The sequence below is a fragment of the Streptomyces erythrochromogenes genome, from assembly GCF_040684695.1.
Classification (GTDB): Bacteria; Actinomycetota; Actinomycetes; order Streptomycetales; family Streptomycetaceae; genus Streptomyces; species Streptomyces erythrochromogenes_C.
In genome coordinates, this window is record NZ_JBFBGM010000007.1 from 198,704 (window position 1) to 223,923 (window position 25,220).

Sequence of the window (25,220 nt, forward strand, 5' to 3'; positions counted from 1 at the left end):
ACGTCGCCGGAGCGCCGCGCTAGGCGGGCAGTGCCTGGATCGTGGGTGAAACCGGAGCTGGGCGCGCTGCTCACGCCGTCGGGCTGGCACAGTTGCAGCACCCAGGTGATAGCAGGCCTGCCGGATCTGCTGGTGGGGCCCGAGGCCGACCAGGTGCCGCACCAGTGGCGCGCCACCTGGGCTGTGGGGACCGTACCGGCGGCCGAATGGAGATTGGAAGAGGTACAGGGCCGGGTCAGCGGGCGATTGGTGCTGTTCGGCGTGCTGGAGGAGGCCGGTGGCTGCGACGGGCATGCTTGCCTCGGCTCTTCGAGTCCGCGCCCGGCCTGCCCATACGGGAACGGCCAGGGGCGGAACTCCGGATACCGCCCGGCGAGCCATCTGGGACTGGCCGGGCGGTATCGAGGTGTTCTGGGCAACTGGGGGTGAGGTACCGGGCCTGGGCGGCTGGACCACGGGCAAGCCAGAGCAGCGAGGCCCGCGGAGTCAGACCTCGATGATGATCCTGCGGTGTAGCCACTCTGGCCCAGCTCGAAGGCGCCACCAGCTCGGCCAACGGGAAGGTCTCGACGCCGAGTACCTTCAGCGGGCCGCTTTTCGGCGAGCCAGCCCAGCTCGGCTGGTGGCTGCAGAAGATGCGCCCCCCCTTGAGTAGTTGGCTCCGGGAGCGGTGCCTGTAGTTGGTCCGCTCCAAGCTGGACAGTTGCGCTTGTTTCAAGCCATTCTGATTACGTATTGAGCCAATTCGCTCTCCGAATCCGAAGTGCAGATGAATCGACATTCTGAGTTTTGAGGACGGCGTGGGTCGCAGGGCTCCAGTTGCCGGCGTCTCGCTCCTCGGACTGAATTCAGAGAACCTACCGCGCGGGTGTAGAAAAGTCCGGTTTGCGCCGTCCGCGTGGCCGTGAACTGCACTAATGGCTTTCGGTATTGGCCGCCGCTGCGTAACGTATGGGAACAGTCCGGTCGCTTGTGACGGTTGTGGTTCACGCCGCGCGAAATCAGGCCTCAAAGGCCTGCACCGGGCGCGATGGCTTTCTACGGGGAGGCAGCGGTACCGATGGCACGACTCGCTCAGCTTGGCTGGAACAGCAGCCGGGCAGTTCCTGCATTTCTTTTGACTGTCTGCGTCGCCCTCACCGCGGCGTGTACCTCATCGGGCGGTTCGGACAACGAGAAGGACAAGTCCCCGTCCCCCGCGGCCACGGCTGGTCCGACCAAGTCGGCGACGCTCGACCCGGAAGAGGCCGCGAAGGCCGAGGCCCTCACCGCGTACAAGGCGTACTGGACGGAACTGCCCAAGGCCTACGCGGTGACCGAGATCGCGGGCACCGACCTTAAGAAGTACGCCACTGCCGACGCCCTCAACAAGGCCATTGAGGAGACCGCCAACCTCAAGACCAACGGCCGGGTCATGACGGGGGAGCCGGTCCTCTTGAACCCCATCGTGACTGGGGCGGATCTGGAGAAGAAGAGCCCCAGCGTCTCGGTTTCGGCATGCCTGGACGTCTCCAAGTGGAAGATCACGGACAAGAAGACTGGCCAGCCGGCACCCGTTGCGTCCAGCCCCGTTCCCAAGTACGTCATCACGAGCATGATGGAGCGCTGGAACGGCTCCTGGATGGTCCTCAAGTACGAACTCCACGCGGACCAGCCGTGCTGACCCGCCGGCACGTCGTTCTTGCGCTCCCCCTCGCGGTGTCACTGGTTCTCCCCGCCACGGCCGAAGCAGACGAGAAGGGGAAGTGCGAGACCGGCTTCGTCTGTCCGATCGTCGTGGTCCCTGGTGGTCCCGGCGGAAGCACTGGCGGAGGAACTGGAGGCGGAGGGGGAGGGGGAGGCGGCGGGGGCGGAGATACCGGCGGAGGCGACAGCCGCTACACCTGCACCTACACCCTGGCCGACCCCCAGCCCGAGGACGACAACGCGCTGTGGGGGCCCGGCGGCCGGAAGCCCGGCGTGTCTATGTACATCGAGGACTGCCTCGACAACGAGACCGGCATGCACGACGTCAAGAACATCTTCACCGACGCCCCGCCTGGCGGCGGGGGCCCGGTGATTGACCCCGCGGTAGTTGCGCGGCAGGCCGTGGACAAGATGCGGCTGCGTCCGCCGGCGATCGGCATCACGCCGAAGCCGGGTGGCAAGGGCGTTGTCGGGATGCCCGTCTACATGTGGACCGAGACGGGCCCCGAGACGTACGGCCCGAACGTGGCCTCGGCGTCCGTGGGACCGGTATCGGTGACGGCGACGGCCAGGGTGTCGAAGATCGTGTGGAACATGGGCGACGGGAAGACCGTCACCTGCACCACGGCCGGCACGCCCTACAAGCCGGAGTACGGAAAGCAGTCGTCTCCGGACTGCGGCCACCGCTACGACAAGCCGTCCTCCACCACCGGCTCCGGCACCTACCACGTCACCGCGACGTCCACCTGGTCCATCGACTGGCAGGTCACCGGCGGCGCCCAGGGCGGGCAGCTGACCGAGATCCGCACGAGCGCCGTGGACATCAACGTCGCCGAGGTCCAGGTCCTCAACTAAGCACGCGCACGGACTGCACTTCCCGAGAGGCATCATCCGAATGGAAACCCCCGCCGCCCCGCCGATCCCGCGCCCGGCCGGCCCGCGCACCGAACTCCCCATCACCACCACTGCACCCGTGAAGAAGCAGCGCCGGTACGCCGCGGCCGCCCTCAGCACGGTCCTCGCCGTCGCGGCCGCCCTCGGCGCAGCCGCCGCCGTGTCCGCCGTAGGTGACCGCACGAAGGTCCTGGCCATCGCCAACGACGTCCCGGCCGGACAGCCCCTCACCGACGCGGACATTGTCGTCGCGGAGGTCTCCGCCGACTCGGCCCTCACCCCGATGCCGGCCACCGACCGGGCCAGCGTCGTGGGCAAGCGCCCGGCGGTAGACCTGCGCAAGGGCAGCCTGCTCGTCGCCGGGCAACTGCAGCCCGGCACCGGCCTGGGCGACGACAAGCAGCAGGTCGGAGTCCAGGTCAAGCGCGGCCAGGCCCCCGCCGGCTCCCTCGTCCCGGGGGACAAGGTCCTCGCGGTCACGGTCCCCGGCCAGGGCGAGCAGCCCACCGGCAAGGACGGCGCCGAAGCCCCGCCCACCTCGGTCAAGGCCGTCGTGGTCTCCGTCAGCCGGCCCGACGCCTCCGGAGCAGTCGTCGTCAACCTCGCGGTCTCCTCCACAGACGGGCCGCTGCTGGCCACCCGCGCCTCCTCCGGCCGGATCGCCCTGGTCCGCGACGTCCGGACCGGATCGTGACCGTCACCGCGCTGGTCAGCGCCAAGTCATGCGGGGTCACCACCAGCGCCCTCGCGATGACCCTGTCCTCCACCCGCCCGTCGCTGCTGGCCGAGTGCGACCCGGCCGGCGGCACCATAAGAGCAGGCCTCTTCCAGGCCCAGATCACCGCTGGCACCGGCCTCTACCACCTCGCCGTCGCCGAACGCGCCGGCGAGGACGCCCTCGCGCAGGCCTTCGCCAGCCACCTCGTCAGCCTCGACGAGTCCGGCAACCGCCAGGTCCTGCCGGGCCTGACCGACCCCGCCCAGGCCCCTGCCCTCGCCCGGACCTGGCCCGCCCTGGCCCAGGTCATGCGAGTGCTCTCCGACGACGGCGGCTACGACGTCGTCATCGACGCCGGCCGCCTGGCCCTGGAGTCCGGCCGCCTCCACCACACCCTCACCCCCGCACCCCTCCTCCACGGCGCCGACCTGGTCCTCCTCGTCGTACGCGCCACCGACCAGTCACTCGCCCTGGCCCGCCACATGACCGAACCGCTGCGCAACGAACTCACCGACCGCGGCACCGGCCCGGACGCCCTCGGCGTCCTCCTCATCGAGGACGGCCCCCGCCGCGCCCACGAGGTCTCCGAGGCCCTGCGCCTGCCCGTGATGGCGGCACTGCCGTGGGAGCCGGACACCGCCGCCTACCTGGCGGGAACCGGCCGGGCTCCGCGCGGGCTGAAGAAGTCCGCGCTCCTGAGCTCGGCCCGCAACGCGCTCGGCCACCTCCAGGCGGCCGCCTCACGCCGAGCCCTGCACCAGAAGTACGCGCCCACCGCACCGGCGCCAGCACCGGCCGCGTTGCCGGCACCAGCAGTCGCGCCGACACCCGCCTTGGAGGCACCCGCTCCGAAGGTCGCCGGGGTGCTCCAGCGCCTGGGACAGGGAAAGGTGGACCCCCGTGTCTGACGCACAACAGCGCCCCGACGGCGGGGCCGCGCGCGGCCCCGCCGACATCGCCGGACTGCTGACCGGCCGCATCGGCACCACCCGCATCCCCCAGCCCGCCGCCGCCCCCGCACCGGAGCCCGCGCTGCCGGCTCCCACCCGGCCGACGGCCGCCAGCCCGGGCGCCGTACCGAAACTTGCTGGGCTTCCCGGCCAGCTTCCGGTCGGCTGGGAGGTGATCGAAGCGCTCCAGGCGGAGGTGTCCGCCGAGCTGTCCGCGCACGACCCCGGCCGCCTGCTGGAGGAGGACGACCGCCGGGCCCAGGCCCGCTCCATGGTGACGAAAGCCGTCGCGAGCTGGGCCACCAAGTACTCGCACGGAGCCCCCGCCCTCTCAGCGGACGAGGAACGCGCCATCGGGAGCGCGGTATTCGACGCCATGTTCCGCGGCGGCCGCCTCCAGGGCCTCCTGGACGAGCAAGGCGTCGAGGACGTCATGGTCGACGGCGTCCGCGCACACATCGAGTACTACGACCGTCCCCGCCGCACCATCGAGCGGGTCGCCGACTCCCACGCGGAGCTGATCACCTGGGTGAACCGGATGGCCGGCCTGTCCGGGCACGGCGAGCGCGCCCTGACGCAGGCCACCCCCAACGTCGGTTTCCGCATGCCCGACGGCTCCCGCGTCACCGCGAGCCTGCTCACCACCCGCCCGTCAGTAGTCATCCGAAAGCACCGCATCCGCCAGCACGGCATCGACGAACTCGTCCGCTGGGGCTCGATCAACCCGCTCCTGCGATCCTTCCTGCAGTCCTGCGTCCAGGCGAAGCTGAACATCCTGGTCGTCGGCGACATGGGCGCGGGCAAGACCTCGCTGCTCCGCGCCCTGGGCCGGGAGATCCCGCCGGGGGAGCGGATCGCGACCCTGGAGTCCGACCGCGAGCTCTACCTCGACGAGCCAGGCCCGCCCGACAAGCCGGGGCCGCTGACGTTCGCCTTCGAGGCCCGCCAGTCCAACGGCGAGGTCCGCGGCGGCGCCAACTCCGGCGAGGTCACCATCGGCGACATGTTCCCCACCGCCCTGCGCTACAACGTGCACCGGGTCATCGTCGGTGAGGTCCGCTCCACCGAAGTCCTGCCCATGCTCCAGGCGATGTCCGCGGGCGGCTCCGGCTCCATGTGCACCCTGCACGTGCGCCGTCCGCACGCGATCATCTCCCGCCTGGTGCAGCTGTGCACCGAGGCCGGCATGCAGACCGAAGCCGCCAACCACCTCATCGCTTCCGCGATCGACGTGGTCGTCTACCTCACCTACCTCGACGAGACCGCGATCGGCGGCCGCAAGCACCGCTTCGTCTCCCACATCTACGAAGTCCACGACGTCGTCGGTGAGGGCGGCCGCCCCACCACCAGCGACCTCTTCGCCCCCCACGGGGACGAACCGCGCGCGGTGTACCGCAACATGCCGAGCTTCATAGACGTCCTGGAGCGCACCGGTTCTTTCCATCGGCATTGGCTGGCCAAGGACCCCGAGGGTGCCTGGGGCCCGGCTCTGCAGACGGTGAGCCGATGAACGCACACAGGTTGGAGACCAGTCGGCGCCTTGATCGCCGTGGTGCTGTACGTGGCTCGGTAGACGTTCGGGAGGCCAAGTGAACTCCGCCCAACTCGCCCTTGTCGCGGCGCTGTGCGCCCTCGTCACGATCCTCGCCGGCATCCTGGCCGTGCGCGAGTGGCGCGGCCGTGTCGTGGACCAGGCGAAGCCCGCTTCCCGCCGTGCCAGCCGGATCCGGGCGGCGAAGGCAGGCCTGCCCGAGGCCTGGCAGCGCCGCTGGCGCGCCCTGGTCATCACCGCCGGTATCACCGTGCTCGCCGTGTGGGCGTACACCGGGTGGCCCGTCCACGGCGTCCTCGCCGGAGCCGCGGTCCTCGGCTTCCCGTTCCTCCTCAACCCGGGCACGGCGGCCGAGCAGCGCATCGAGCGGCTGGAGGCGATCGGTCAGTGGCTCAACGGCCTGGCCGGCATCCACACCGCGGGCATCAGCCTCGTCCAGACGATCCGCGCCAGCGCCCGCAACGCCCCCGCCCCCATCGCCGCGAACGTCCGCGCGCTCGACGAGCGGCTGCGTTCCGGCATGGACTCCAAGCAGGCCTTCGCCCTGTTCGCGGACGAGCTCGGCGACGGCGTCGTGGACCACGTCGCCCTGCTCTTCCAATCGCACGCGGCGAACATGGGACCCGGCCTGTCCACCGCCCTGGAGGCACTCGCGGTGACGATCCACCAGCAGGCCGCCGACGCCCGCGACATCGAGTCCGACCGCGCCAAGATCCGCAAATCCTCGCGGATCGTGTCGATCGTGATCTGCATCGTCTTCGTCGGCTGCATGCTCAACGAGGCCTGGTCCGCCTGGTACCAGTCCCCGGCCGGGCAGCTCGCCCTCGCGATTCTGGGTGGGCTCTTCGCCTGGACGCTGTCCTGGCTGCGCCGGGCCGCCGCGACGAAGCCGGACCCCCGCCTCCTCAACCCCCTGGACCAGGCCGAGCCGGCCCTGACGGGAGCCGCCCGATGATCCCCATGGAAGCGGTCCTGCCCGCCGCGGCCGCCGGAGCACTCGTCGGCGTGGCCATCCGCGCCCTGCTGCCTGCCCGGCCCGACGTCGTCTCGGTCATGGACCGGCTCGACGCCGATCACATCGCCCGCCAGCCCCGCATCACCGCCACCAGCACCGGGTCCCTGCCCGAGAAGGTCGGCACGCGGCTTCTCAGCGCGTTTGGCGAGCGGATTACCCTGCCCGTCCGCGACCTCAACCTGCTCCGCATCAGCCCGGCCGAACACCTGGGCAAGAGGTTCCTCTTCGCGCTCTACGGCCTGGTCCTGCCGCAGCTGGCCGGGGCGCTCCTGGCCATGCTCGGGGTGGGCCTGCCCTTCGTGATGCCGGCCGCCGCAGGCCTCGGACTCGGCGCGCTGTTCTGGCTGTGGCCCGGCCAGGAGGTCAAGAAGGAAGCCGCGGCCGCGCGCCTGGTGGTCCGGCACGCCGCCGCCTCCTACCTCGACCGCGTCGCCCTGGCCCGCATCGCCAACTCCGGCGCCGCCCAGGCCCTGACCGACACCGCCGATGTCGGCGATGGCTGGATTTTCGAGCGGATGCGCCAGGCGTTCTACGAGGCCGACCTCGCCGGCGTCACCGTCTGGGACGCCCTCAAGCAGCTCGGCGAGGAACTCGACATCCCCGAGCTGACCCGCCCGGCCGACACCCTCGCCCTCGCGGGCGACGGCGCCGCCGTCTACACGACCCTCCAGGCCCAAGCCCGCCAGCTGCGCGTCGCGATCCTCTCCGACGCCAAGGCCCAAGCCAACGAAGCGAGCACCAGCATGGTGCTGCCGGTGACCTTCGCGGTCCTGCTGATGCTCGTCTTCGTCGTCCTGCCGCCCGTTGTCTCCATGTTCAACGGCTGAACCCCAAGGGAGAAACCATGCACATCCGCTTCCTCACCACCTTCCTCGCCGCCCGTGTCGAGCGCCTGAAGAACGCCCCGAAGGACGCCGGCCAGACCTCGGCCGAGCTCGCCGTCATCGCCGGCGTCGTCATCGCCATCGCCATCGCGGTCGTCGCCGCGATCAAGACCTTCACCGACGCCAAGATCCCGCTCATCAGCGGCTGAACCACCCACCAGGAGGAAGGAAGCGGCGTGAAAGACCAGGCCGGCAACCGGTGGCGGCGCCTACGCGCACGTCTGCGGGAGGAAGACGACCGGGGCTCGGGCAGCGTAGAGCTGGCCGTGCTCGCCGTCGTGGTGCTGTTCCTGGTCTTCGCCGCGATCCAGACCGGCATGTACTACCACGCCCGATCCGTCGCCCGCTCCGCCGCCACCCAGGGGGTGGAGGCCGGCCGCCAGCTCGGCGCCGGCCCCGGCGACGGCGTCGCCCAGGCCCAGGAACTCCTCGCCAAGTACGGCAGCGTCCGCGGCGCGTCCGTGTCCGCCGACGGCAGCGGCCCCGAGCAGATCCGCATCACCGTGCGCGGCACCGTCGCCACCCTGGTCCCCGGCTTCGAGCTGGATGTCGTCCAGAGTGCCGAGGCTCCGGTCGAGCGCTGGGTGGAGGCGCCATGAAGTGGGTACGGCGCATCAACTGGCGCGAGGACCGGGGCAGCTACAGCGTCGAGACCGCCATTCTCGCCCCGGCCATCATCGCCCTCATGCTGCTCATGATCGCTTTCGGGCGGGTCACCGATGCCTCCGGCGCCGTGGAAGGCGCCGCCCGGGCGGCCGCCCGCGCTGCCTCTCTGGAACGGGAAGCCGGCGCCGCGCAGGCCTCAGGAGCGGCGGCCGCGACTCGCAGCCTGGGCGGCGAGGGCATCCACTGCGCCTCTTCCAGCGTCTCGGTCGACACCTCCGGCTACGGCCTCGACCTCGGCCAGGACGCCACCGTCCGCGTCACCGTGGCCTGTACGGCTCCGCTCGGCGAAATCGGACTGCCCGGCCTCCCGGGATCCCGCACGCTCCGGGCTTCGTGGACCAGTCCGATTGATTCCTACAGGGGCCGCCAGTGATCACCGCCCTCACCCGCCGCCTCGCCGCTGTGCGGGACCGGATGCGCCACAACGGGGACCGCGGGTCGCTGTCGCCGTTCTACGCGCTGAGCGCCATCGGCATCATCATGATCATGGGGCTGCTGGTCGACGGCGGAGGTGCCCTCAACGCGACGAACAAGGCCACCGGCCTCGCGCAGGAAGCGGCCCGCGCGGCCGGCCAGCAGCTCAACGTCCCCGCCGCAGTCCAGGGCACCGAGATCACGGTGGACCCGGACGCCGCCGTCGCAGCCGCCCAGGACTACCTCGCCGCCCAGAACGTCTCGGGCTCCGTGACCGTCACCGACGGCGGTCAGCGCCTCGAAGTCACCGTCCACGACACCTACACCACGTTGTTCGCGCAGTTCGTGGGTAGGTCGACGATCAGCGTGTCCGGCAAGGCACACGCCCGACTGCACACCCAAGCCGGAGGCTGACCGCCCCATGAGCACCCCCGTACGTCTGCTCCGTGCCCTGCTCGGCCTCGCCGTCCTGGCCGCACTAATCGCCGGGATCCCCCTTGTCCTGCTGGCCGTCGGGTACCAGCCCACCGACTTCGCCGGCGGCTGGGACCTGCTGACCCAGCAGGACGACGGACGGCTGTTTTTCACGGTGCTCACAACCATCGGCTGGATCGGCTGGGCGCTGTTCACCCTCTCCGCCCTCGTCGAAATCGTCGCCCTGTTCCGCGGCCGGAAGGCAAAGCGGATCAGGGGCCTCGGGGGGCTGCAGTCCTTCGCCGGCCTCCTCATCGGCGGCCTCGTCCTGATCGCCCCCACCGCCGCCTCGGCCGCGACCACCGGCCCGGCCGTCGCGGCGACCGCCGTACAGGCCGCAGGCACCAGCAGCGCGGTGACGACCGCCGAAACGGCGGCCGCGGCGCAGCAGGACGCCTGGCCCACCCACACCGTGACCGGGGATTCCGAACTTCCCTGGGACCTGGCGGAGCAGTACCTGGGCAGCGGGCCGCGCTGGAAGGACATCGCCGCCCTCAACCCGAGCGTCCCGCAGCTCGCGGCCGGCGACCAGTTCCTCCCCAAGGGCACCGTGATCCGGCTCCCCGCCGACGCCAACATCGCCAAGCCGGCCGCCCCGGCGGCCCCCGCCCAGGCAGCGCCCGATGCGGCCACGCCCGCGCAGCCCGCACAGGCCGCTCCCGCACAGGCCGCTCCCGCACAGGCCGCTCCCGCACAGGCCGCTCCCGCACAGGCCGCTCCCGCAGATGCGAAGCCCGCGGCGGCCGAGGAGAAGCACGTCGTCACGACCGACGAGAACCTGTGGGGCATCGCCGGCCAGCACGGTGATCCCGAGGACTGGCCGAAGATCTTCGAAGCCAACAAGGGCAAGCCCCTGCCCGGCGGCGGAACCTTCGACAACCCGGACCTGATCGTCCCCGGCCAGGAGCTCACACTCCCCGCCGCAGCCACCCCGGCCCCCGCCCCTGACAGCCGGCCCGCCCCGGACGCCAAGACGCCTCCGACGCCGGACACGGCGAAGGACACCCCCACACCTGCGGCACCCGCCCCCGAGAAGCCCGCCACCCCCGCCCCCGCGGCCTCAACCCCCGGCTCTACGCCCACCACTGCCGCTCCCGCGCCCGCGCAGGACGGACAGCAGGCGGACACCACCCAGCAGGCGCAGGACTCTGACGAGGCCCTGGCGCCTGCTGCCGTCTGGATGGGCGCCGGGGCCTTGGCCGCCGCCCTCATCGGCACGCTCGCCACCCGCCGCATCCTCCAGCAGCGCCGCCGCCGGCCCGGACGCCGCATCCCCATGCCCACCGGCAGCGCGGCCGCCACCGAACAAGGCCTGCGCTCCGCCCAGCACCCCACCGGCTTCGACCTCCTCGACGCCGCCCTGCGCACCCTCGCCCTCAACCTGGCCGCGGCCGAACGCGAACTGCCGGTGGTCACCGCGGTCGTCCTGCACGAGCAGAAGGTCGAACTGCACCTCGACCAGGACACTCCGCCGATGAAGCCCTTCTCCGGCACCGTGGGCCGCACGGACCTGTGGACGTGCACGGCCTCCAGCCCCGACCTCGCCGACCGCGAAGCCCTCCAGGGCGCCGACGCACCCTACCCGGCCCTGGTCTCCCTGGGCTGGGATGGTGCAGGCCGCCTCGTTCTCGTCGACCTGGAGCACGTCGGCGTCCTCCACCTGGACGGCGATGCCGACCACGCCCGCCACGTCCTGCAAGCCATCGCCGTCGAGCTCGCCAGCACCCCCCTGCCCGGCCACCTGGAGATCACCGCCCTGGCAGACACGGCCGCCGGCCTCGACGAGGCAGCACCCGAACGCGTCGCCCGCACCGACACCCTCACCAACGCGGTCGCCGAACTCACCAGCCACACCGCCGACCAGCGCCGCGCCCTGGCCGCTCTCGGCGCACCCACCCTCCGCGCAGCCCGCCTCCAGGAAGACGCCGGCGGGTCCTGGACACCCCACATCCTCCTCGCCGCCGAACTCCCCGACGGAGACCAGACCGAGGCACTGCTCGACCTGATCACGGCCCAGCCGCGGGTCGCCGGCGCGGTCGTCACCGCCAGCGAGAACGCGGACCTGGACCCGGAGGAGGGCTGGACACTGACCTGCGCGGGACCGGACGAGACCATCGTCCTGCCCGGCTCCGGTCTGCCCGTCAAGCTCCAGGGCCTGACCGACTCGCACTTCGCCGACGCGATCGAACTGCTCACCCTCTCTGCCTCCGAGACCGACGTACCCGCCCGCGACGAGTGGCTGGACGGGCTCCTCGACACCGACGAGCACCCGGACGTGCAGGAGGACCAGGAGGACAGGGACCAGGAAGATCCGACGGACGAGACCGGCGCGGAGGAAGCACCCCAGCCGGAGGCTGGTGCCGACGAGGATGGAATGCCGGACGAATACGCCGACATCGAGCTCGAAGAGCTGGAGACCGAGCATCAGGCCGACACCGACACTGAGGCCGGCGAGACGGACGAGGGGCCCGCGCACCCCGCAGGCCTCCCGGCTGAGGGACCCGAGGGCCAAACCGAGCACGGCGCCAGCGGCCCGACCCTCGCTGACCTCTTCGACCCGCCCGCCGTTCCCGCCCCAGCCCCGGCCCCGGCACCTGCTGGGCCGGAACCGGCGCCTGAACCCGTACTCCTGCTGACGAAGCAAGGAGGCGACCCGACCGAGACCCGTCCCGAGGCGGACAACCCGGCCCCTCTCCCGTCCTCGGTCCCGGCCCCCACACCAGTGCCCGCCCCGACTCGCGCCGCGGACGATGCCGACGGTCCCGAGGGCGGCGCGCCGATGGTGCTCTTGCTCGGCCGGGTGGTCATCGAGGGCGCGGCGGGCCGGATCGACTCCAACCGGCAGAGTGCGGCCGTTGAGCTCGTCTCCTACCTCGCTCTCAACCCCGGCGCCGACCACCACGCGATCGACGACGCCCTTTGGCCGGGCCGCCTGGTCAACAAGCAGATGCGCAACGCCGTCATCTCACGCACCCGCTCCTGGCTCGGCAAGGACGCCGACGGCGAGGCGTACTTCCCGCGGGTCCAGGACACCGGCGACAGCCGCTACCGACTCGCCCAGACCGTCGCGTGCGACTGGAAGGCCTTCCAGAACTTCGCCCGCACCGGCCTGGCCCGCCACGACGAGGACGGTGAGCTCGCCCTGCGCCGGGCCCTCGCGCTCGTCCGCGGCCGTCCCTTCGCCGCGATCGACCCCCAGCGCTACGCCTGGGCCGAGCCGGCCATCCAGGAGATGGTCTCGGCCATCGCCGACGTCGCCTACGAGCTGTCCACCCGCCGCCGGGAAGCCGCCGACTACTCCGGCGCCCTCTGGGCCGCGCACCAAGGTCTCCTCGCGGCCGAGGAGAACGAACTCCTGCACCGGCAGGTGTTCCTGGCCCACCACGCCGCCGGAGACGTGGCCGCCCTCCGCGAAGCCGCCGCGCGCCTGGCCCGGATCAACGAGGGCCTCGGCGGGGGAGTGGATATGGAGGCCGAGACGGCGCAGCTTCTGAGCACGCTGTTGCCGAAGCCGGTCATCCGGCGCTGACGGCCGGTAGCCGGTCGCTCCACACGAGAGGCCCGGATCCCTCCGCGGGGGAATCCGGGCCTTTGGCCGTTCTGGGTCCTGATCAGATCGCGAAACGCCGTGCGCGGAAGTGGCGGGCGCGGCTGGTGTCAGGTGCTGGCGTTGCCGTGGTTGTCGATCAGGGGAACGAGTACACGGACACGGTCGTGCAGGTCGCCGACTGCCGTGGCTGAAACCCCGGTCAGGACCTGGCCGAGGCGGGCGAGGCGGGCGCGGGAGGTCGAGCGGAGCCGGGCAGCGGGGACCCGGGCCAGGACGTCCAGGGCCCGCTGGGCGGCGTCCGTGGGCTGGGTGGGCGCCTCCGCCTGGGCGAGCACCAGCGTGGCCGCGGCCCAGCCGGGGGTGGCCACGGTGGTGGAGGCGATGGACGTTTCGGCAGCAGTGCGCGCGCGGTTGTGATGGCCGAGGGCGATGGCTGACTCGGCCTGGTGCAGGGTGTACTCGGCGACGTCGAACCCGAACCGGCCCGGAGCAAACCCCACGGGGTCGGCTTCGAGTTCACGCGTGGCCGCGGCGAGCGCCGTGTCGGCTTCCTGCTCCCGGCCGAGGCCCGCGAGGGAGGTCAGCTGCGCCCAGGCGTGCGCCTGGGCCTTCGGCAGGCCGGCGGGGGCGTGGGCGACGGCGCGCTCGGCGTAGGAGAGGGCGTTCTCGTAGCGGGTCTCGGCGCGGGCAACCATGCTCTGCGCGCCCAGGGCCCAGGCAGTCAGCCGGGCGTCGTCGGTGCGGGTGCCGTAAGCGGTTGCGGTGGCGAGGTGAGCACGGGCACCAGTGTGGTCGTCCAGGTGGAAGGCCAGGTTGCCCATGAGGGCGGACAGCCAGCCGACGTTGCGGTGCAGGCCGCCAGCGACCAGCTCGGGGACGTGGCCAGTGATCAGGCAGTCCGTGAGCAGACCGCGGGCGGCCCGTACTTCCTCGAACAGCAGGTAGGCCGGGTGCTTGGGGTAGGTCAGGGCGTAGTGCTCGACGGCGGCGTCCGCGAGCTCGGCGACCTCCATGCTGCCGTGGGGGTCGGCGAGGAGGGCGAGCTGGAGGGATTCGCGGACGGCCGGAAGGCCGGCGGCTGTGGTCATGTGCACCACCATTTCCCGTGCGCCAGCGCTGCACGTGTCGGTCTCGGGCCGACCGTACCGGATCACACTGGACAACTCGCGTTCCGGAAAGACTTGTTCGGCGAAGTCCAAGCCCAGCTGGCCGGGGGTGGCGCCGTACGCGCGGCACAGCATGACGGTGTACTCGCGGTCGGGGCGCTCGCCGGGGTCGTGTTCCCACCGGCACAGCATCGGGTCGGACAGGCTGCGCGGTAACAGCCCGTCCGCGACGTACTGGGCCTTGACCTGGGTGATGGTCACGGAACGGGACCAGCCCAGGGCGAGCCTCCATGCCTCCAGCTGCTGCACCTCGGGCAGGGCGCGGCGGATCTCGGCTGCGGTCTGTTCGGTGTCGAGGCGTTCGCGCTGGCAGCGAATCCGGATGTCGGCTGCCTCTTTGACGATGGTGGCGCGGCGTGTGCGGGTGATGGCGGCGGCCATGGGCACCCCCGGCGGGAGCGGGATATCGGAACCAGCAACGGTAGCCCACCCCTGTGACAGGGCGACAGCACTCGGTCACTGCCTGCCCCGTATTGAGGGTGCCTCTCAATGTCGCGGCGCTCGGGTGGCAATGACGGCGGGTCAGGTGCGGGCGGAATCTGGTGAGGCGAGCCCGACCGGGCCGCGGATCCCGAGGACGAAGGGGGGTGACCCCGTCATGTCCTACGACCACTGATCGCCTGCTGTGTCCCCCGTGGCGGGGGCCCGGGTCCGGCCGTTGGCGCCGGGCCCGGGCCCCTGTGCCGCCCGCCCGCGACCACCTGGAGACGCCGTGCTGCCGGTGCTGACCTACGAACCCCTCGACCCCGCCACCGTCAACAACCCCTACCCGGTTCTGGCCGCCCTGCGCGAGCAGGCCCCTGTCTCCTGGCACGACGGGATGTCCTCCTGGCTGGTCACCCGCTACGCCGACTGCACGACCGTCCTGCGCGACCACCACACCTTTGCCCGCGACCGGCGCCGCACCGGCCAGACGGTGCCCGCGGCGAGCCTGAGCGTGCAGTCCCTGGACCCGCCCGACCAGGCCGGCGTCCGCTCCCTCTTCATGAACGCCCTGCGCGCCCAGGACCTGCCCGCCCTGGAGGCTCGCGCCCGCGATCGGGCCTCCGTGCTGCTGCGCGAGGCAGCAGACCGGCCGTCGTTCGAGGTGATGGCCGAGCTGGCCGCCCCGCTCTCCCTGTCGGTGGTCTGCGACCTTCTCGGCGTGGACGAGCCGCCCCTCGCCGAGTTCGCCGCCGCCTCAGACGCGATCATGCGCAGCATGGACGGCGGACTCGACCCCGCCCTGGTCGAGCCCGGCCGCCAGGCACGCGAGGAGCTCACCACCCTCGTCGACTCCTGGTTCACCGAGACCGGCCGCGCGAGCGGCCTGCTGGCACACGTCCGCGCCCACACCCCGCCCGGAGTCGACGAGGCCGAGGAGCTGTTCATCCGCAACACGGCGCGGGTGATGTTCCAGGGCGGCTACAGCACGATGACCGCCGCCCTCGGCAACGCCCTGCACACCCTGACCGCCCACCCCGAGGCACAGGAACAGCTGCGCGTGAACCCGCGGCTGGTGCCGAAGGCGGCCGAGGAGCTGGTCCGGTACGACGGGCCCGTCCAGGGCACCAGCCGCACCGCCACCCGCACGACCACGATCGCCGGCATCACGATCCCGGCCGGGGACCCGGTGGTGCTGCTCTTCGCCGCCGCCAACCGCGACCCCGCCCGCTTCCCCCACCCCGACCAGCTGCTCCTGGACCGCCGCGACAACCGGCACCTCGGCTACGGCTGGGGCACCCACTCCTGCATCGGCACCCGCGCTGCCCAAGCCTGCGTACGCGCCGTGCTCGACGCCCTGCGCACCCACCGCACCCCGCTGCGCCTGACCGGACGGGCCCGCCGACAGCCCTCCGCCACGATGCGGACCTTCGCCTCCCTCCCCGCCTCCCTCCAGCCCTGACCCAGGCCGCCCCTGCCCCGCCCCCCGCTCCTCACTGCTCGGAGACCCCCTTGCGCATCCTGATCGGCAACCACATCGACCCCGCGATCCGCGCCCGTACGGACATGCGGGCCTGGACCCAGCGCCTGGCCTGGTTCGCCCGCCCCGGCGACGTCCTGATCCTGTGCGCCGAACCCGACCCCGCGTTCCTCGACTATGCCCTCACCCTCACCGGCACCGGCCCCGGCGAGGTCACCGTCCTGACCACCCCGCCCGGCCGCCACGGCGGGATGCTCCTGGACCCCGAATCCCTCTCCGACCCCGTCTTCCTCGACCAGGTCCGTGCCGCCCTGCGCCCCGCCGGCGGCCCGCAGGCCGTCGGGGAGATCCACGCCCTGTGGCCCTCGGCCTCCGTCGCCCGCTTCGCCACCGCTCTGGGCCTGGCCGACCGGATGCCGGGCGCGGCGTACTTTGCGCAGGGCGGCGCCGAGATCGGCAACAACAAGGCCAACTTCCGGGCCATCGCCGCGGCGGCCGGCGTGCCCACCGTTCCCGGGGAGGTCTGCCGCTCCCGTACGGAGGCGGTCGCCGCCACCAGTCGGCTTCTCGACCAGGCGGAGGCGGTGGTGGTGCAGCAGGCCCACAACGGCGCCGGCGTCGGCAACCAGATCCTTCTCGCCCCCGACAGCCGGCTGGCCACCGACCACGTCGGTGCCCGGCACCTGCACCACCTCGCCCCCGGCCGGGCCGGAGTCGCGGCGTACTGGCAGGAGCGCTGGGACTGGGCGTCGGCCGACGGCCGCCACCCCGTGGTCGTCGCCGCGTTCGCCCCGAACGCCGAGGCGATCTACTCCGAGCACTACGCGGACGACTCCGGGACCTGCCCGACCGAGCAGGGCCGCCTGCACTACGTCGGCCGCCGCCTGTCCCACCAGACCGTCCCGATCCAGGGCCTGGACCCGCTGCTGCACGCCCGGCTGGTCGACGGCGGCACGCGCCTCGCCGAGGCCTACCGGGCGCTCGGATACCGCGGCCACCTCTCCGCCGACGCCATCACCACCCCCGACGGCCGCATCTACTTCACCGAGGTCAACGCCCAGGTCTCCGGGAGCCTGCACATCTACCAGGTCATCGCGCACCGGATCGTCGACACCTCCGCCTGCCCGGCCCGCGCGGTCGTCGAGTACCACGTCCCCCCGACCTGGCACGTCCCCGACTCCGGCGCCTTCCACCAGGCCCTGGCCGACCTCGACCTGGTCTGGAACCCCGCCACCCGCACCGGGGTGATCGTCTCGATGCCCGTCGCCCCGGGCCCGGCCGGCGCGCAGTTCGTCTTCTGCCTCGCCTACGACCCCGCCACCGGCCACGAGGAGCCGTTCGCCCGCCTCGACGCCCGCTTCGCCACCCGCCCCAAGGACGCCTTCGACCCTGCCCAGCACGTCGGTCTCGTCACCTCCTTCTCCTCCTGAACGGAGCCCGCCCATGCCCGGCACACCCCTGCCGCCCGCGGCCGCCCGCCTGAACCAGACCCTGGACGCCGAACGGCTGGCCGCCGACCTCAACCGGGTCACAAGCCACACCTGGGACCTCCAGCAGGGCCGCGCCCCGGGCGGCCTGCTCGGCGCCGTCACCGACATCGACTGGCGGGTCCTGCCGCTGATCGCCCCGAACGGCGACCCCGCCCGCACCGACCCCGGCGGCCCGGGCCCCGACACCTACGCCCCCACCGGGTGGCTGGACCGCATGCCCTACCTCGCCCAGGTCCTCGCTGGCATCCCGGCCCCGCTGAACGCGGCCCGCCTCATGGCGCTGGGACCGAACGCGGTCGGCGAGCGGCACTGCGACCCCAAATACAGCCTCACCCGCGGCTGCGCCCGCCTCCACATCCCCCTGACCACCAACCCCGACGCCGTCCTCTACCTGGACGGCACCGAGCACACCTGGCAGCCCGGCGAGTTCTGGTACGGGGACTTCTCCCGCGAGCACGCCGTCCGCAACCTCGGCACCACCACCCGCGTCCACGCCGTCATCGACGTCCTGTTCACCAGCGAGCTCGCCACGCTGTTCCCGCCTGCCTGGCAGGAGCAGCTGGACGACGCCGACGCCCTGATCAACCACCTCACCCCGCTGGAGCGGGACCTCCCCGAGGGACTTCCCCAAGCCCTGCACCTGCCTGCCGGGTTCACCGACTTCGGGCACGATGCGCCGCTGGAGGGCGACCTCGTGCCCGCCCGCCTCGACCACACCGACGGCCACCTCACGCTCACCACCGCCGAGCGGACCTTCGCGCTGCTGCCCGCCGGGCCGGGGGAGTGGCGCTTCAGCGCCTGGAGCGAGGCCCGCACCCTGGCCCCCACCCCGGACGGCGGGACCGTCCTGCACGCCCGCCACGGCCGCGCCCACACGCACCGCACGCTCACCGCCGCCTGACCCGCGAGACGAAGGAACCTCACCCATGCCGCTGAACAGCCACGACGACTTCACCCGACTGCGCGAGATCATCGTCGGGTCCGCTGTCAACTACACCGGCCACGACCGCGACGTCAGCTTCGAGCTGTTCCACCACGAGAACCTCACCGGCTTCCGCTCCGACTGGGCCTACCCCCGACTCGTCGACCGAGCCACTGCAGGGAGCGGAGCGGCACCGGAGCAGTGGGCGATCAACCGCCGCTACGCCGCCGAGCTTGCCGAGGACGTCGAGGACCTCGCCCAGGTCCTGGCTGGCCTTGGCATCACCGTCCACCGGCCGATCCCCCTGCCCGCCGACCCGGCCCCGATCGCCGGCCTGGGCTGGAGCGCCCCGCCGGTCCCCGCCCTGAACATCCGCGACAACACCCTGATCCTCGGCGACGAGATCATCGAGACCCCGCCCGCCATCCGCGCCCGCTACCTGGAGACCCGGCTCCTCGCGGGCGTGTTCACCGGCTACTGGCAGGCCGGCGCCCGCTGGACCACGATGCCGCGGCCCACCCTCACCGACGCCAGCTTCGACCTCTCCTACGCCCGCGACACCACCACCACCCTCGGCGGCCCCACCGAACCGATCCACGACCCGCAGCCGGGCCCGTACGACGTCGGCTACGAGATGATGCTCGACGGCGCCCAGGTCCTGCGCCTCGGCCGCGACCTGGTCGTCAACATCGCCCAGGCCAACCACGCCCGCGGCCTCGACTGGCTGGAGCGCCACCTCGCCGGCCGCTACCGCATCCACCGCGTCTACCGCATGGCCGACAACCACATCGACTCCATGCTCCTCGCCCTACGCCCCGGGGTGTTCCTCGCCCGGCACGACGGCATCCGCGAGCTGCTCCCCGAACCGCTGCAGCGCTGGAAGTTCATCGTCCCGCCCCAGCCGGACACCGGCGCCTTCCCCGCGTACGGGGACGCCGACCTCGTCCTGACCAGCCCCTACATCGACCTCAACGTCCTGTCCGTCGACGAGGACACCGTCCTGGTCAACCAGGACTGCACCGGCCTGATCAAGACCCTCGAAGCCGAGCACTTCACCGTCGTCCCCGTACGGCACCGCCACCGACGCCTGTTCGGCGGCGGCTTCCACTGCTTCACCCTCGACACTCGCCGAGACGGCGCCTGCGAGGACTACCTCACGTGAAGCGTCCCGTCCTGCTCCTGGAGGCGGCCGGCCCCGAGTCCGGGCACCTGGCCCGCACCGAGGCCGCCTCCGGCCACCCCGTCCACGCCGTCACCAGCCCCGAAGACCTCCCCGTCTACAGCCCGGCGCTCCACAAACTGCTGGCCGGCACACTCACCACCGACCTGGCCAACCCGCAGCAGGCCCTTGCCGACACCGTCGCCTACGCCCGCCGCATCAACGCCGCCGCCGTCCTCACCACGAACGAGTACCTCACCCCGCTGGCCGCCCACACCTGCGCCCTGCTGGACCTGCCCGGCAACGACCCCACCGCCGCGCTCGCGGCCCGCGACAAGGCCGCCATGGCCGCCGCCTTCACTGCCGCAGGCGTCACCGCGCCCCGCACCCACACCCTCGCCACCCCGGCCGCCCTGCGGACCCGCTTCCTGCGGCCCGGCATGCGGCTTCCCGTCGTCGTCAAGCCGGCCGACGCCGCCGGCTCCCAGGGCGTCACCGTCCTGGCCCGCCTCCAGGACGCGGACACCGCCTGGCAGCACGCCCACACCGCGCCCGGCCTGTACGCGGGTCCGGCGGGCCGGACGGTGCTGCTCCAGCAGTACATCCCCGGGCGGGAGTACAGCGTGGAGTCGTTCACGCAGCACGGACGCACCACCTTCCTAGCCATCACCGCGAAGACCACCAGCCGCGGCACCCACCGGGTCGAACTCGCCCACACCCTGCCGGCCCAGCTCCCGCCCGCGGTGGAACAGGCCATCCACCAGGAGACGGCGAAGGCGGTGCGCGCCGTCGGGATCCGCAACGGGGCCTCCCACACCGAGGTGATCGTCACCCCCACCGGCCGCCCGTACGTCATCGAGACCGCGGCCCGCATCGGCGCCAGCCACATCGGCGAACTCCTCCACCACGCCCTCGGCATCAACCCCTGGACCGCCCTCCTCGACATCGCCCTGGGCCGTCCCGCCCGACTCACACCCACCTGCCGCCACCACGCCACCGTCCGCTTCCTCACCAGCCCGGCCGCCGGCCGCCTCACCGCCGTCACCGGCCTGCCCCGACCCGGCCCCGACACACCCCTCGTCCGGCTCCGCGCCCGCCCCGGCGACCCGGTCGGCCCCGCCCACACCAACGCCGGTCGGCTCGGCAGCCTCATCGTCGTCAGCCCCGACGCCCGCACCACGGCGGCCCGCGCCGCCCAACTCCTCGACGACATCCGCATCGAGGTCGAACCCCATCCCGCCTGAACACAGCGAAGGGGGACGCCACCCAGGTCCGTGGGTGGCGCCCCCTTCGCTGTGCCCGTGGTCAGGACAACGCGGCGAGCTCCTCGGCCACCGCCTGGTAGGAGTCCTGGACGCCGGCCTGGTTCCCGAGCCGGTGACGCTCCAGGCGCAGCGCGCCGAGGTGGCGCACCTCGTACACATGCCGCCGCCACCTGCTGCTCTCGGTCTCCTCCGCGTGGCCGTAGGAGTCGAAGAACGCGGTGCGGGCGTCCTGCTTCGCGCGGGCCATCCGCATCGTCCAGTCCGCCTCCGGGTCCCCCCACCAGGTGCGGTCCATGTCCAGGACACCGCAGATCGTCGGAACGGGGGCGGCTGCGAGCATCGTGTTCACCGTCCACAGGTCACCGGTCAGCAGCCGCGGCACCGTCACCTCGTCCAGGACCTGCGCGCCGGCCTGGGCGGCGTCGGCGGCCTTGCGTAGGTCGGCCGCGTCGAGGCCGCAGCTCTCGACGTCCTCGGCGATCAGGTGCAGCGACGCGACGACGGCCTCGCTCCACCGCGCGTGGCCGGGGCCGCCCACCGGGCCGAACCAGGGTCCTGCGACCGCGTGCACCGATGCGGTGATCTCCCCCATCTGCCGGAAGAATGCCGGGTGGGTCTCCTTCGGGTACGAGCCGAGGAGCTCCGGTGCCGGGGTGCCGGGCAGGAAGGACTGGATCATCCAGTCCCGGCCGATGACGGACTGGGTGAAGTCGGCCGCCAGGACGTGCGGCATCAGGTCGGCGATCGGAGCGAGCCACGGCACCGACGCGTACTCCGCGCGCATCAGCTCCCGCTCGGAGTGGAACTGGCGGGCCGGTTCGGGCGCCACCCGCAGGACGACCGGCTCCGCGCGGCCGGCCAGGTCGATACGGTAGGTGGTGTTGTACATGCCGCCGCCCAGCTCCGTCGCGGAACGTACCTCGGCGCCGGGCCCGAAGGCGCGCTCGGCGACCGCCTGGATCTGGCGGCCGGTCAGGCCCTGCTGAAAGGCGTTGGCGGTCCGCTCGATGACGTGGAGTTCCACGGGATTTCCTTCCGGGCTGTGAGGACTTCGAGGGGGCTGGGCGGGAATCCTGCTGGTCAGGCCTTGCGGTTGCGGGGGCGGCCGTTGCGCTCCAGGACGACACCGAGCTGCGAGGGCTGCATCGCGGCGGCGATGCCGATGGCCCGGCGGTTGGCGTGCGGGCTGGTGGCGTCGGCCGCCGCGATGTGACGCTCGCGGGACAGCGTCAGGTGGGTGATGAGCCGACTCAGCAGGCTAGTGGAGGCGAGGAGCTCGTCGAAGTCCTCGTCCGCAGGGTCGATGACGACGGGGCTGTTCGTGAGGCCGCCATACAGGGCGATCGCGACATCGTCGGGCACCGCAACGGTGTGGGACTCGCCCGAGGCGCCGGGCACGTCGAAGGTGATGCGCGTGGTCATGAATCCTCCATAAGATACTTCGATGTAGGAAAACCTACACCCGTAGGAATCCCTACACAAGGGCCCGGCGCTCCGACCATCACCTGGGGGCGGTCGGTCCGGCTGCCGATCGGGTGCGCTCCGGTCACAGGACCCCGCGATTCGGGTACACCGATACGCGCTCCGCCGCGTAGGTGCCGTCCGGCAGTACCGCGTCGGTCAGTTCGAATTGGTCCCGCTTCCCCATCGGGCCGGTCCAGGTGATCCGGACGCCGGCGGGGCGGCTGCTGGGCCAGTGGACCGGCTGGCCGTCGGCGGCCCGGGCCCCGAGCAGCGTGTAGGTGCGGACCTGCCGCACGATCCCGGTGGCCGGGGCCGGTCCGGGGGTGGCCGGGGTCCGGCGCCGGCGGAGCCAGCCCCATGTTGCGGCCCCCGCCAGCAGGGTGAGGCCGCCCAGGGTCTCCGCGGTCCAGCCGGTGAGCACGTCGGTGAGCATGTCGGTGTCCTTCTCTGCGTGATGACGGGCGGAGCGTGAAGATGCCGCGCCGCTGACGTCGCGTCCTGGGCGGCACAGTGCGGGAGCGGGGTGTTAGCCCCGCAACCCCTGCCGGACGAGTCCTTGTTGAGCCTCCCGCCGACAGGCGTGAGGCCGGTATCCCCTGAAGCATGCGAACCCTGCTAAAGCTGCTAAAGATCAACTGCGAAGAGGTGCCGTGCGGTCCCCGTGACGCCATTTGAGCGGAAGGACCGCGCGGATACCTGGCGGAGGTAGGGGGGCTCTAACGAGAGGCGCCACCACTACGTCATGGCGTTGGCATCCGGCTGCCGTTCCACGGGCAGTCACCGGATGAGGTGACAGCCCGGTCGCGGCGGTGCGCGGCGCCGGTACCTTCCCGGGCATGTCCACTGACACCCCGAGCCCGGCGGATCAGCTGCTGATCGGCCACGCGTTCCGGCACGGCTTCACTGTGACCGCGAAGATGCTGGAGGTCTGGAGGAGCCGTCGGCTGCTGCCGGGCAACATCTCTGGCGGAGGCCTGGGCCGCGGAAAGGGCAGCACCTCCCGGCCGGCGCCGGAGAGCTTCGACCTCGTCCTCGGCCTCGCCCGTCACGGCGGCCGGGGCAAGCGGCCCCACGACGTGGCCCTGCTCCTGTTCGGCGAGGGTCTCCCGGTACCGGAGCAGACCGTACGGGCCGCCTTCACCGCTCCCGTGGACACCCTCACCGTCCCCGGCGACGACGAACCAGACGCCGACATTGAGGATCGGCTCGACGCCCTCTCGGACCACATCGCGGAGACCGGCCTGACCGCCACCTTGGTCCCCGCCCGGGCCCGGCGGATCGACGAAGGCATCGCCCGCCTCGTCCGCACCGCCGGACACATTTGGCCCCCGGCCCAGCTCGCTGCCATCGACGCGAACCCCGGCCCGCGCACCATCACACCGCAGGACGCCGCGCTGGCCGCGGGCTCCGTCGCCATCACGGGGGCGATGTCCCTGCAGGAAATCGGTGACCTGCTCCGCGCGATGAACCCCACTGCCACGGCCAACCCGATCGCGTCCCTCGTCGAGACCACCCGCGAAGACGTTCCCGAGTTCGCCGACGCGCTCCTCACCAACGACAACCAGCTGGCGCTCGGCCCCGTGAGTGATGCCCGCGATCATCTGCGCGACCTGGCCGCCACGGCTTCGCTCCAGGAACTGGCGCAGACCTGGGAAGCTGCCGAGGGCATACGGCAGTGGGCCCTGGACCTGTGCGGCCGCGTCGAGGAGGAACTCGCCACCGGGCATCTGGGCGAGGCGGCCGTGGAGTGGATGAACTGCCGCTACGCGACGGCCGGCCTGGCCGTGCTCACCACGCTGAAGGACCGTGACTGGCCACTTGCCAAGCGCGCCCTCGACGCCTTGTTGCTGCTTTCCCAGCTCCGGGAGGTTCGGCGGCGCGACCGGCTCACTCCAGGTATGCAGTGGCACCTCCTCGGTGTCGAGGGGCTGATGCCACCACCCATCCGCGAGCTGCTCCAGGACCTCATCAGGCGGGACGCACCCGGTGCCGGGGCGGGGGCGGGGGTCGATGTCAGACCAGCCTCGTAGCGTCGATGACGAGGGTCCGGACCGGACGGGCCCCCGGAGGAGACCGAAGGAGCGGGCCGTGGGAGAGATCAGCATCGAGCGGGAGCACCTTGACCACCTGCTGGCCGACAGCGCGAGCACCTACGGCGCCCCCTACCAGCAGGCCTTCGCCGAACTCGCCGAAACGCATCGCGGCCGGTGCGTCGCCGAGATCCTTACGCTGTTGCGCCGCGCCGCCGACGAGGCGCTGCTCGGCTTCACGGACGCGGACCTGCGTGAGCAGGCGCAGGCCATCAGCGCAGGCGAGCCGTACGTCCTGCGCGTGACGGTGGCCTGACCCCAGGACACGTCGGCTGGCCACGGGAACGCATCTGCCCCCGCTGCTGCAGTCGCCGACACGGCGTGGCAGACCCGGCCAGCCCGCTGGGAGGAGGTCAGCCGGGAGTCGTCTGCCAGGTCCTGGGCATGACCGCCGGGCCAGCAGGCCTCAGCGGGCCGATCCGGGGAGGGAGGGGGAGGGCGCGAAGTGCAGCTTCTGGGGTCCCTTCCCGTCGCCCTTCCAGTCAAGGAACAAGATCACGTCGGTGAAGAGGCGCTCGCGGCTCGGCCAGTGCGAGGAGTAGGACGCAGGAGTGAAGGACCCGTCCCTCGCCTTGTTCAGGCGCTGGGCCAGGTCGGTGCGCCTCGTCACGGCCATACCGCCGCCCTCGATCATCGCGGTCACCTCGGCGTTCGTGCCGGTGGCGTTGAAGAGGGAACCCGCGCGGCTGGAGGATTCGGGCAGATCCCAGGAGATCGTTGCCCAGTGCCGGATATTCGCTCCGGACGTGGTGACGCACGCCTTCACGGTGAAGTCCCAGTTGTCGGGCAAGGGGCCGGTGTATGCGGGGTTGTCGATGGTCTTGGACGACACCTTGCAGCGCTCCACCGCGTACGCGGGGCCGCCCCCGGCAGTGGCCGCCGTGATGGTGGCCGCCACCAACACCGCCGCGAGCCGCACGGCGGGGAGTGTCCTGGGCATGGGTGCGCCTCCGAGGGT

The 25,220-nt window shown here is 72.1% G+C and carries 24 protein-coding genes; 19 read left to right on the forward strand and 5 right to left on the reverse strand.

Going from position 1 to position 25,220, the window contains the following annotated elements; all coding sequences use genetic code 11:
* Nucleotides 1-1,117 precede the first annotated feature (1,117 nt).
* From AB0O53_RS14270 to AB0O53_RS14325, 12 genes are all read left to right on the forward strand, one after another.
* Nucleotides 1,118-1,663 carry a hypothetical protein gene (locus tag AB0O53_RS14270; protein ID WP_365195569.1) on the forward strand — a complete coding sequence of 182 codons (546 nt, stop codon included), beginning with the start codon at nt 1,118-1,120 and terminating at the stop codon, nt 1,661-1,663.
* A gap of 302 nt (nt 1,664-1,965) precedes the next feature.
* A complete protein-coding gene (locus AB0O53_RS14275; protein WP_365195722.1) occupies nt 1,966-2,541 on the forward strand; it encodes an ATP/GTP-binding protein in 576 nt (191 codons plus the stop codon).
* Between the two features lie 40 nt (nt 2,542-2,581).
* Nucleotides 2,582-3,274 (forward strand): SAF domain-containing protein, encoded by a 693-nt coding sequence (locus AB0O53_RS14280; RefSeq protein WP_365195572.1) that lies wholly within the window; start codon nt 2,582-2,584, stop codon nt 3,272-3,274.
* On the forward strand, nt 3,271-4,206 hold the full coding sequence (locus AB0O53_RS14285; protein WP_365195575.1) for a hypothetical protein: 936 nt from the start codon (nt 3,271-3,273) through the stop codon (nt 4,204-4,206). The genes AB0O53_RS14280 and AB0O53_RS14285 overlap by 4 nt, the downstream gene beginning before the upstream one ends.
* Nucleotides 4,199-5,758, forward strand: a complete 1,560-nt coding sequence (locus AB0O53_RS14290) for a TadA family conjugal transfer-associated ATPase (RefSeq protein ID WP_365195576.1) — start codon at nt 4,199-4,201, stop codon at nt 5,756-5,758. Before AB0O53_RS14285 ends, AB0O53_RS14290 begins: the two co-directional genes overlap by 8 nt.
* A 79-nt stretch (nt 5,759-5,837) precedes the next feature.
* Complete coding sequence (locus tag AB0O53_RS14295; protein ID WP_365195579.1) at nt 5,838-6,755, forward strand: type II secretion system F family protein; 918 nt, start codon at nt 5,838-5,840, stop codon at nt 6,753-6,755.
* Nucleotides 6,752-7,642 carry a type II secretion system F family protein gene (locus AB0O53_RS14300; protein ID WP_365195581.1) on the forward strand — a complete coding sequence of 297 codons (891 nt, stop codon included), beginning with the start codon at nt 6,752-6,754 and terminating at the stop codon, nt 7,640-7,642. Before AB0O53_RS14295 ends, AB0O53_RS14300 begins: the two co-directional genes overlap by 4 nt.
* A gap of 17 nt (nt 7,643-7,659) precedes the next feature.
* Nucleotides 7,660-7,848: a hypothetical protein gene (locus tag AB0O53_RS14305; RefSeq protein ID WP_365195584.1), complete on the forward strand. Its 189-nt coding sequence runs from the start codon at nt 7,660-7,662 to the stop codon at nt 7,846-7,848.
* 27 nt (nt 7,849-7,875) lie between these two features.
* Nucleotides 7,876-8,298 carry a TadE/TadG family type IV pilus assembly protein gene (locus tag AB0O53_RS14310; protein ID WP_365195586.1) on the forward strand — a complete coding sequence of 141 codons (423 nt, stop codon included), beginning with the start codon at nt 7,876-7,878 and terminating at the stop codon, nt 8,296-8,298.
* On the forward strand, nt 8,295-8,738 hold the full coding sequence (locus tag AB0O53_RS14315) for a TadE family protein (protein ID WP_365195589.1): 444 nt from the start codon (nt 8,295-8,297) through the stop codon (nt 8,736-8,738). The genes AB0O53_RS14310 and AB0O53_RS14315 overlap by 4 nt, the downstream gene beginning before the upstream one ends.
* Nucleotides 8,735-9,193: a pilus assembly protein TadG-related protein gene (locus AB0O53_RS14320; protein WP_365195592.1), complete on the forward strand. Its 459-nt coding sequence runs from the start codon at nt 8,735-8,737 to the stop codon at nt 9,191-9,193. The genes AB0O53_RS14315 and AB0O53_RS14320 overlap by 4 nt, the downstream gene beginning before the upstream one ends.
* 7 nt (nt 9,194-9,200) lie before the next feature.
* On the forward strand, nt 9,201-12,782 hold the full coding sequence (locus AB0O53_RS14325) for a hypothetical protein (protein WP_365195595.1): 3,582 nt from the start codon (nt 9,201-9,203) through the stop codon (nt 12,780-12,782).
* Nucleotides 12,783-12,910: 128 nt separating this feature from the next.
* Here AB0O53_RS14325 and AB0O53_RS14330 read toward each other — a convergent pair whose 3' ends face one another.
* Complete coding sequence (locus AB0O53_RS14330; RefSeq protein ID WP_365195598.1) at nt 12,911-14,350, reverse strand: NsdA family TPR-like regulatory protein; 1,440 nt, start codon at nt 14,348-14,350, stop codon at nt 12,911-12,913.
* A gap of 331 nt (nt 14,351-14,681) precedes the next feature.
* Here AB0O53_RS14330 and AB0O53_RS14335 point away from each other — a divergent pair, with 331 nt between their 5' ends.
* The 5 genes from AB0O53_RS14335 to AB0O53_RS14355 are packed head-to-tail and all read left to right on the forward strand — an operon-like array spanning nt 14,682 to nt 20,687.
* Nucleotides 14,682-15,854, forward strand: a complete 1,173-nt coding sequence (locus tag AB0O53_RS14335; RefSeq protein WP_365195600.1) for a cytochrome P450 — start codon at nt 14,682-14,684, stop codon at nt 15,852-15,854.
* Nucleotides 15,855-15,904: 50 nt separating this feature from the next.
* Nucleotides 15,905-17,302 (forward strand): preATP grasp domain-containing protein, encoded by a 1,398-nt coding sequence (locus AB0O53_RS14340; protein WP_365195603.1) that lies wholly within the window; start codon nt 15,905-15,907, stop codon nt 17,300-17,302.
* Between the two features lie 13 nt (nt 17,303-17,315).
* Nucleotides 17,316-18,263 carry an aspartyl/asparaginyl beta-hydroxylase domain-containing protein gene (locus AB0O53_RS14345; RefSeq protein WP_365195605.1) on the forward strand — a complete coding sequence of 316 codons (948 nt, stop codon included), beginning with the start codon at nt 17,316-17,318 and terminating at the stop codon, nt 18,261-18,263.
* 25 nt (nt 18,264-18,288) lie between these two features.
* Nucleotides 18,289-19,446 carry a glycine amidinotransferase gene (locus tag AB0O53_RS14350; protein WP_365195608.1) on the forward strand — a complete coding sequence of 386 codons (1,158 nt, stop codon included), beginning with the start codon at nt 18,289-18,291 and terminating at the stop codon, nt 19,444-19,446.
* Nucleotides 19,443-20,687, forward strand: a complete 1,245-nt coding sequence (locus tag AB0O53_RS14355) for an ATP-grasp domain-containing protein (RefSeq protein WP_365195610.1) — start codon at nt 19,443-19,445, stop codon at nt 20,685-20,687. The genes AB0O53_RS14350 and AB0O53_RS14355 overlap by 4 nt, the downstream gene beginning before the upstream one ends.
* A 61-nt stretch (nt 20,688-20,748) precedes the next feature.
* Here the strand turns inward: AB0O53_RS14355 and AB0O53_RS14360 are convergent, their stop codons facing one another.
* The 3 genes from AB0O53_RS14360 to AB0O53_RS14370 form a co-directional block, all read right to left on the reverse strand.
* The gene (locus AB0O53_RS14360; RefSeq protein WP_365195612.1) at nt 20,749-21,732 is read right to left on the reverse strand and encodes a phosphotransferase family protein; all 984 of its coding nucleotides are present in this window, start codon (nt 21,730-21,732) and stop codon (nt 20,749-20,751) included.
* A 56-nt stretch (nt 21,733-21,788) separates the two neighbouring features.
* Nucleotides 21,789-22,130 (reverse strand): hypothetical protein, encoded by a 342-nt coding sequence (locus AB0O53_RS14365; protein WP_365195615.1) that lies wholly within the window; start codon nt 22,128-22,130, stop codon nt 21,789-21,791.
* Nucleotides 22,131-22,254: 124 nt separating this feature from the next.
* Nucleotides 22,255-22,605 (reverse strand): hypothetical protein, encoded by a 351-nt coding sequence (locus AB0O53_RS14370; protein WP_365195617.1) that lies wholly within the window; start codon nt 22,603-22,605, stop codon nt 22,255-22,257.
* A gap of 403 nt (nt 22,606-23,008) precedes the next feature.
* Here AB0O53_RS14370 and AB0O53_RS14375 point away from each other — a divergent pair, with 403 nt between their 5' ends.
* Nucleotides 23,009-24,202 carry a hypothetical protein gene (locus AB0O53_RS14375; RefSeq protein ID WP_365195620.1) on the forward strand — a complete coding sequence of 398 codons (1,194 nt, stop codon included), beginning with the start codon at nt 23,009-23,011 and terminating at the stop codon, nt 24,200-24,202.
* Nucleotides 24,203-24,260: 58 nt separating this feature from the next.
* Nucleotides 24,261-24,518, forward strand: coding sequence for a hypothetical protein (locus AB0O53_RS14380; protein WP_365195623.1), 258 nt, complete (start codon nt 24,261-24,263; stop codon nt 24,516-24,518).
* A gap of 150 nt (nt 24,519-24,668) precedes the next feature.
* On the opposite strand, the gene AB0O53_RS14385 is transcribed toward AB0O53_RS14380, so the two are convergent.
* Nucleotides 24,669-25,202: a hypothetical protein gene (locus AB0O53_RS14385; protein WP_365195626.1), complete on the reverse strand. Its 534-nt coding sequence runs from the start codon at nt 25,200-25,202 to the stop codon at nt 24,669-24,671.
* Between the last annotated feature and the right edge of the window lie 18 nt (nt 25,203-25,220).

Coding starts and splice junctions, on each gene's coding strand:
- AB0O53_RS14275 (WP_365195722.1), top strand. CDS start 1,966: ATGTACATCGAGGACTGCCTCGACAACGAGACCGGCATGCACGACGTC.
- AB0O53_RS14280 (WP_365195572.1), top strand. CDS start 2,582: ATGGAAACCCCCGCCGCCCCGCCGATCCCGCGCCCGGCCGGCCCGCGC.
- AB0O53_RS14300 (WP_365195581.1), top strand. CDS start 6,752: ATGATCCCCATGGAAGCGGTCCTGCCCGCCGCGGCCGCCGGAGCACTC.
- AB0O53_RS14305 (WP_365195584.1), top strand. CDS start 7,660: ATGCACATCCGCTTCCTCACCACCTTCCTCGCCGCCCGTGTCGAGCGC.
- AB0O53_RS14315 (WP_365195589.1), top strand. CDS start 8,295: ATGAAGTGGGTACGGCGCATCAACTGGCGCGAGGACCGGGGCAGCTAC.
- AB0O53_RS14325 (WP_365195595.1), top strand. CDS start 9,201: ATGAGCACCCCCGTACGTCTGCTCCGTGCCCTGCTCGGCCTCGCCGTC.
- AB0O53_RS14330 (WP_365195598.1), bottom strand. CDS start 14,350: ATGGCCGCCGCCATCACCCGCACACGCCGCGCCACCATCGTCAAAGAG.
- AB0O53_RS14345 (WP_365195605.1), top strand. CDS start 17,316: ATGCCCGGCACACCCCTGCCGCCCGCGGCCGCCCGCCTGAACCAGACC.
- AB0O53_RS14350 (WP_365195608.1), top strand. CDS start 18,289: ATGCCGCTGAACAGCCACGACGACTTCACCCGACTGCGCGAGATCATC.
- AB0O53_RS14365 (WP_365195615.1), bottom strand. CDS start 22,130: ATGACCACGCGCATCACCTTCGACGTGCCCGGCGCCTCGGGCGAGTCC.
- AB0O53_RS14370 (WP_365195617.1), bottom strand. CDS start 22,605: ATGCTCACCGACGTGCTCACCGGCTGGACCGCGGAGACCCTGGGCGGC.
- AB0O53_RS14375 (WP_365195620.1), top strand. CDS start 23,009: ATGTCCACTGACACCCCGAGCCCGGCGGATCAGCTGCTGATCGGCCAC.
- AB0O53_RS14385 (WP_365195626.1), bottom strand. CDS start 25,202: ATGCCCAGGACACTCCCCGCCGTGCGGCTCGCGGCGGTGTTGGTGGCG.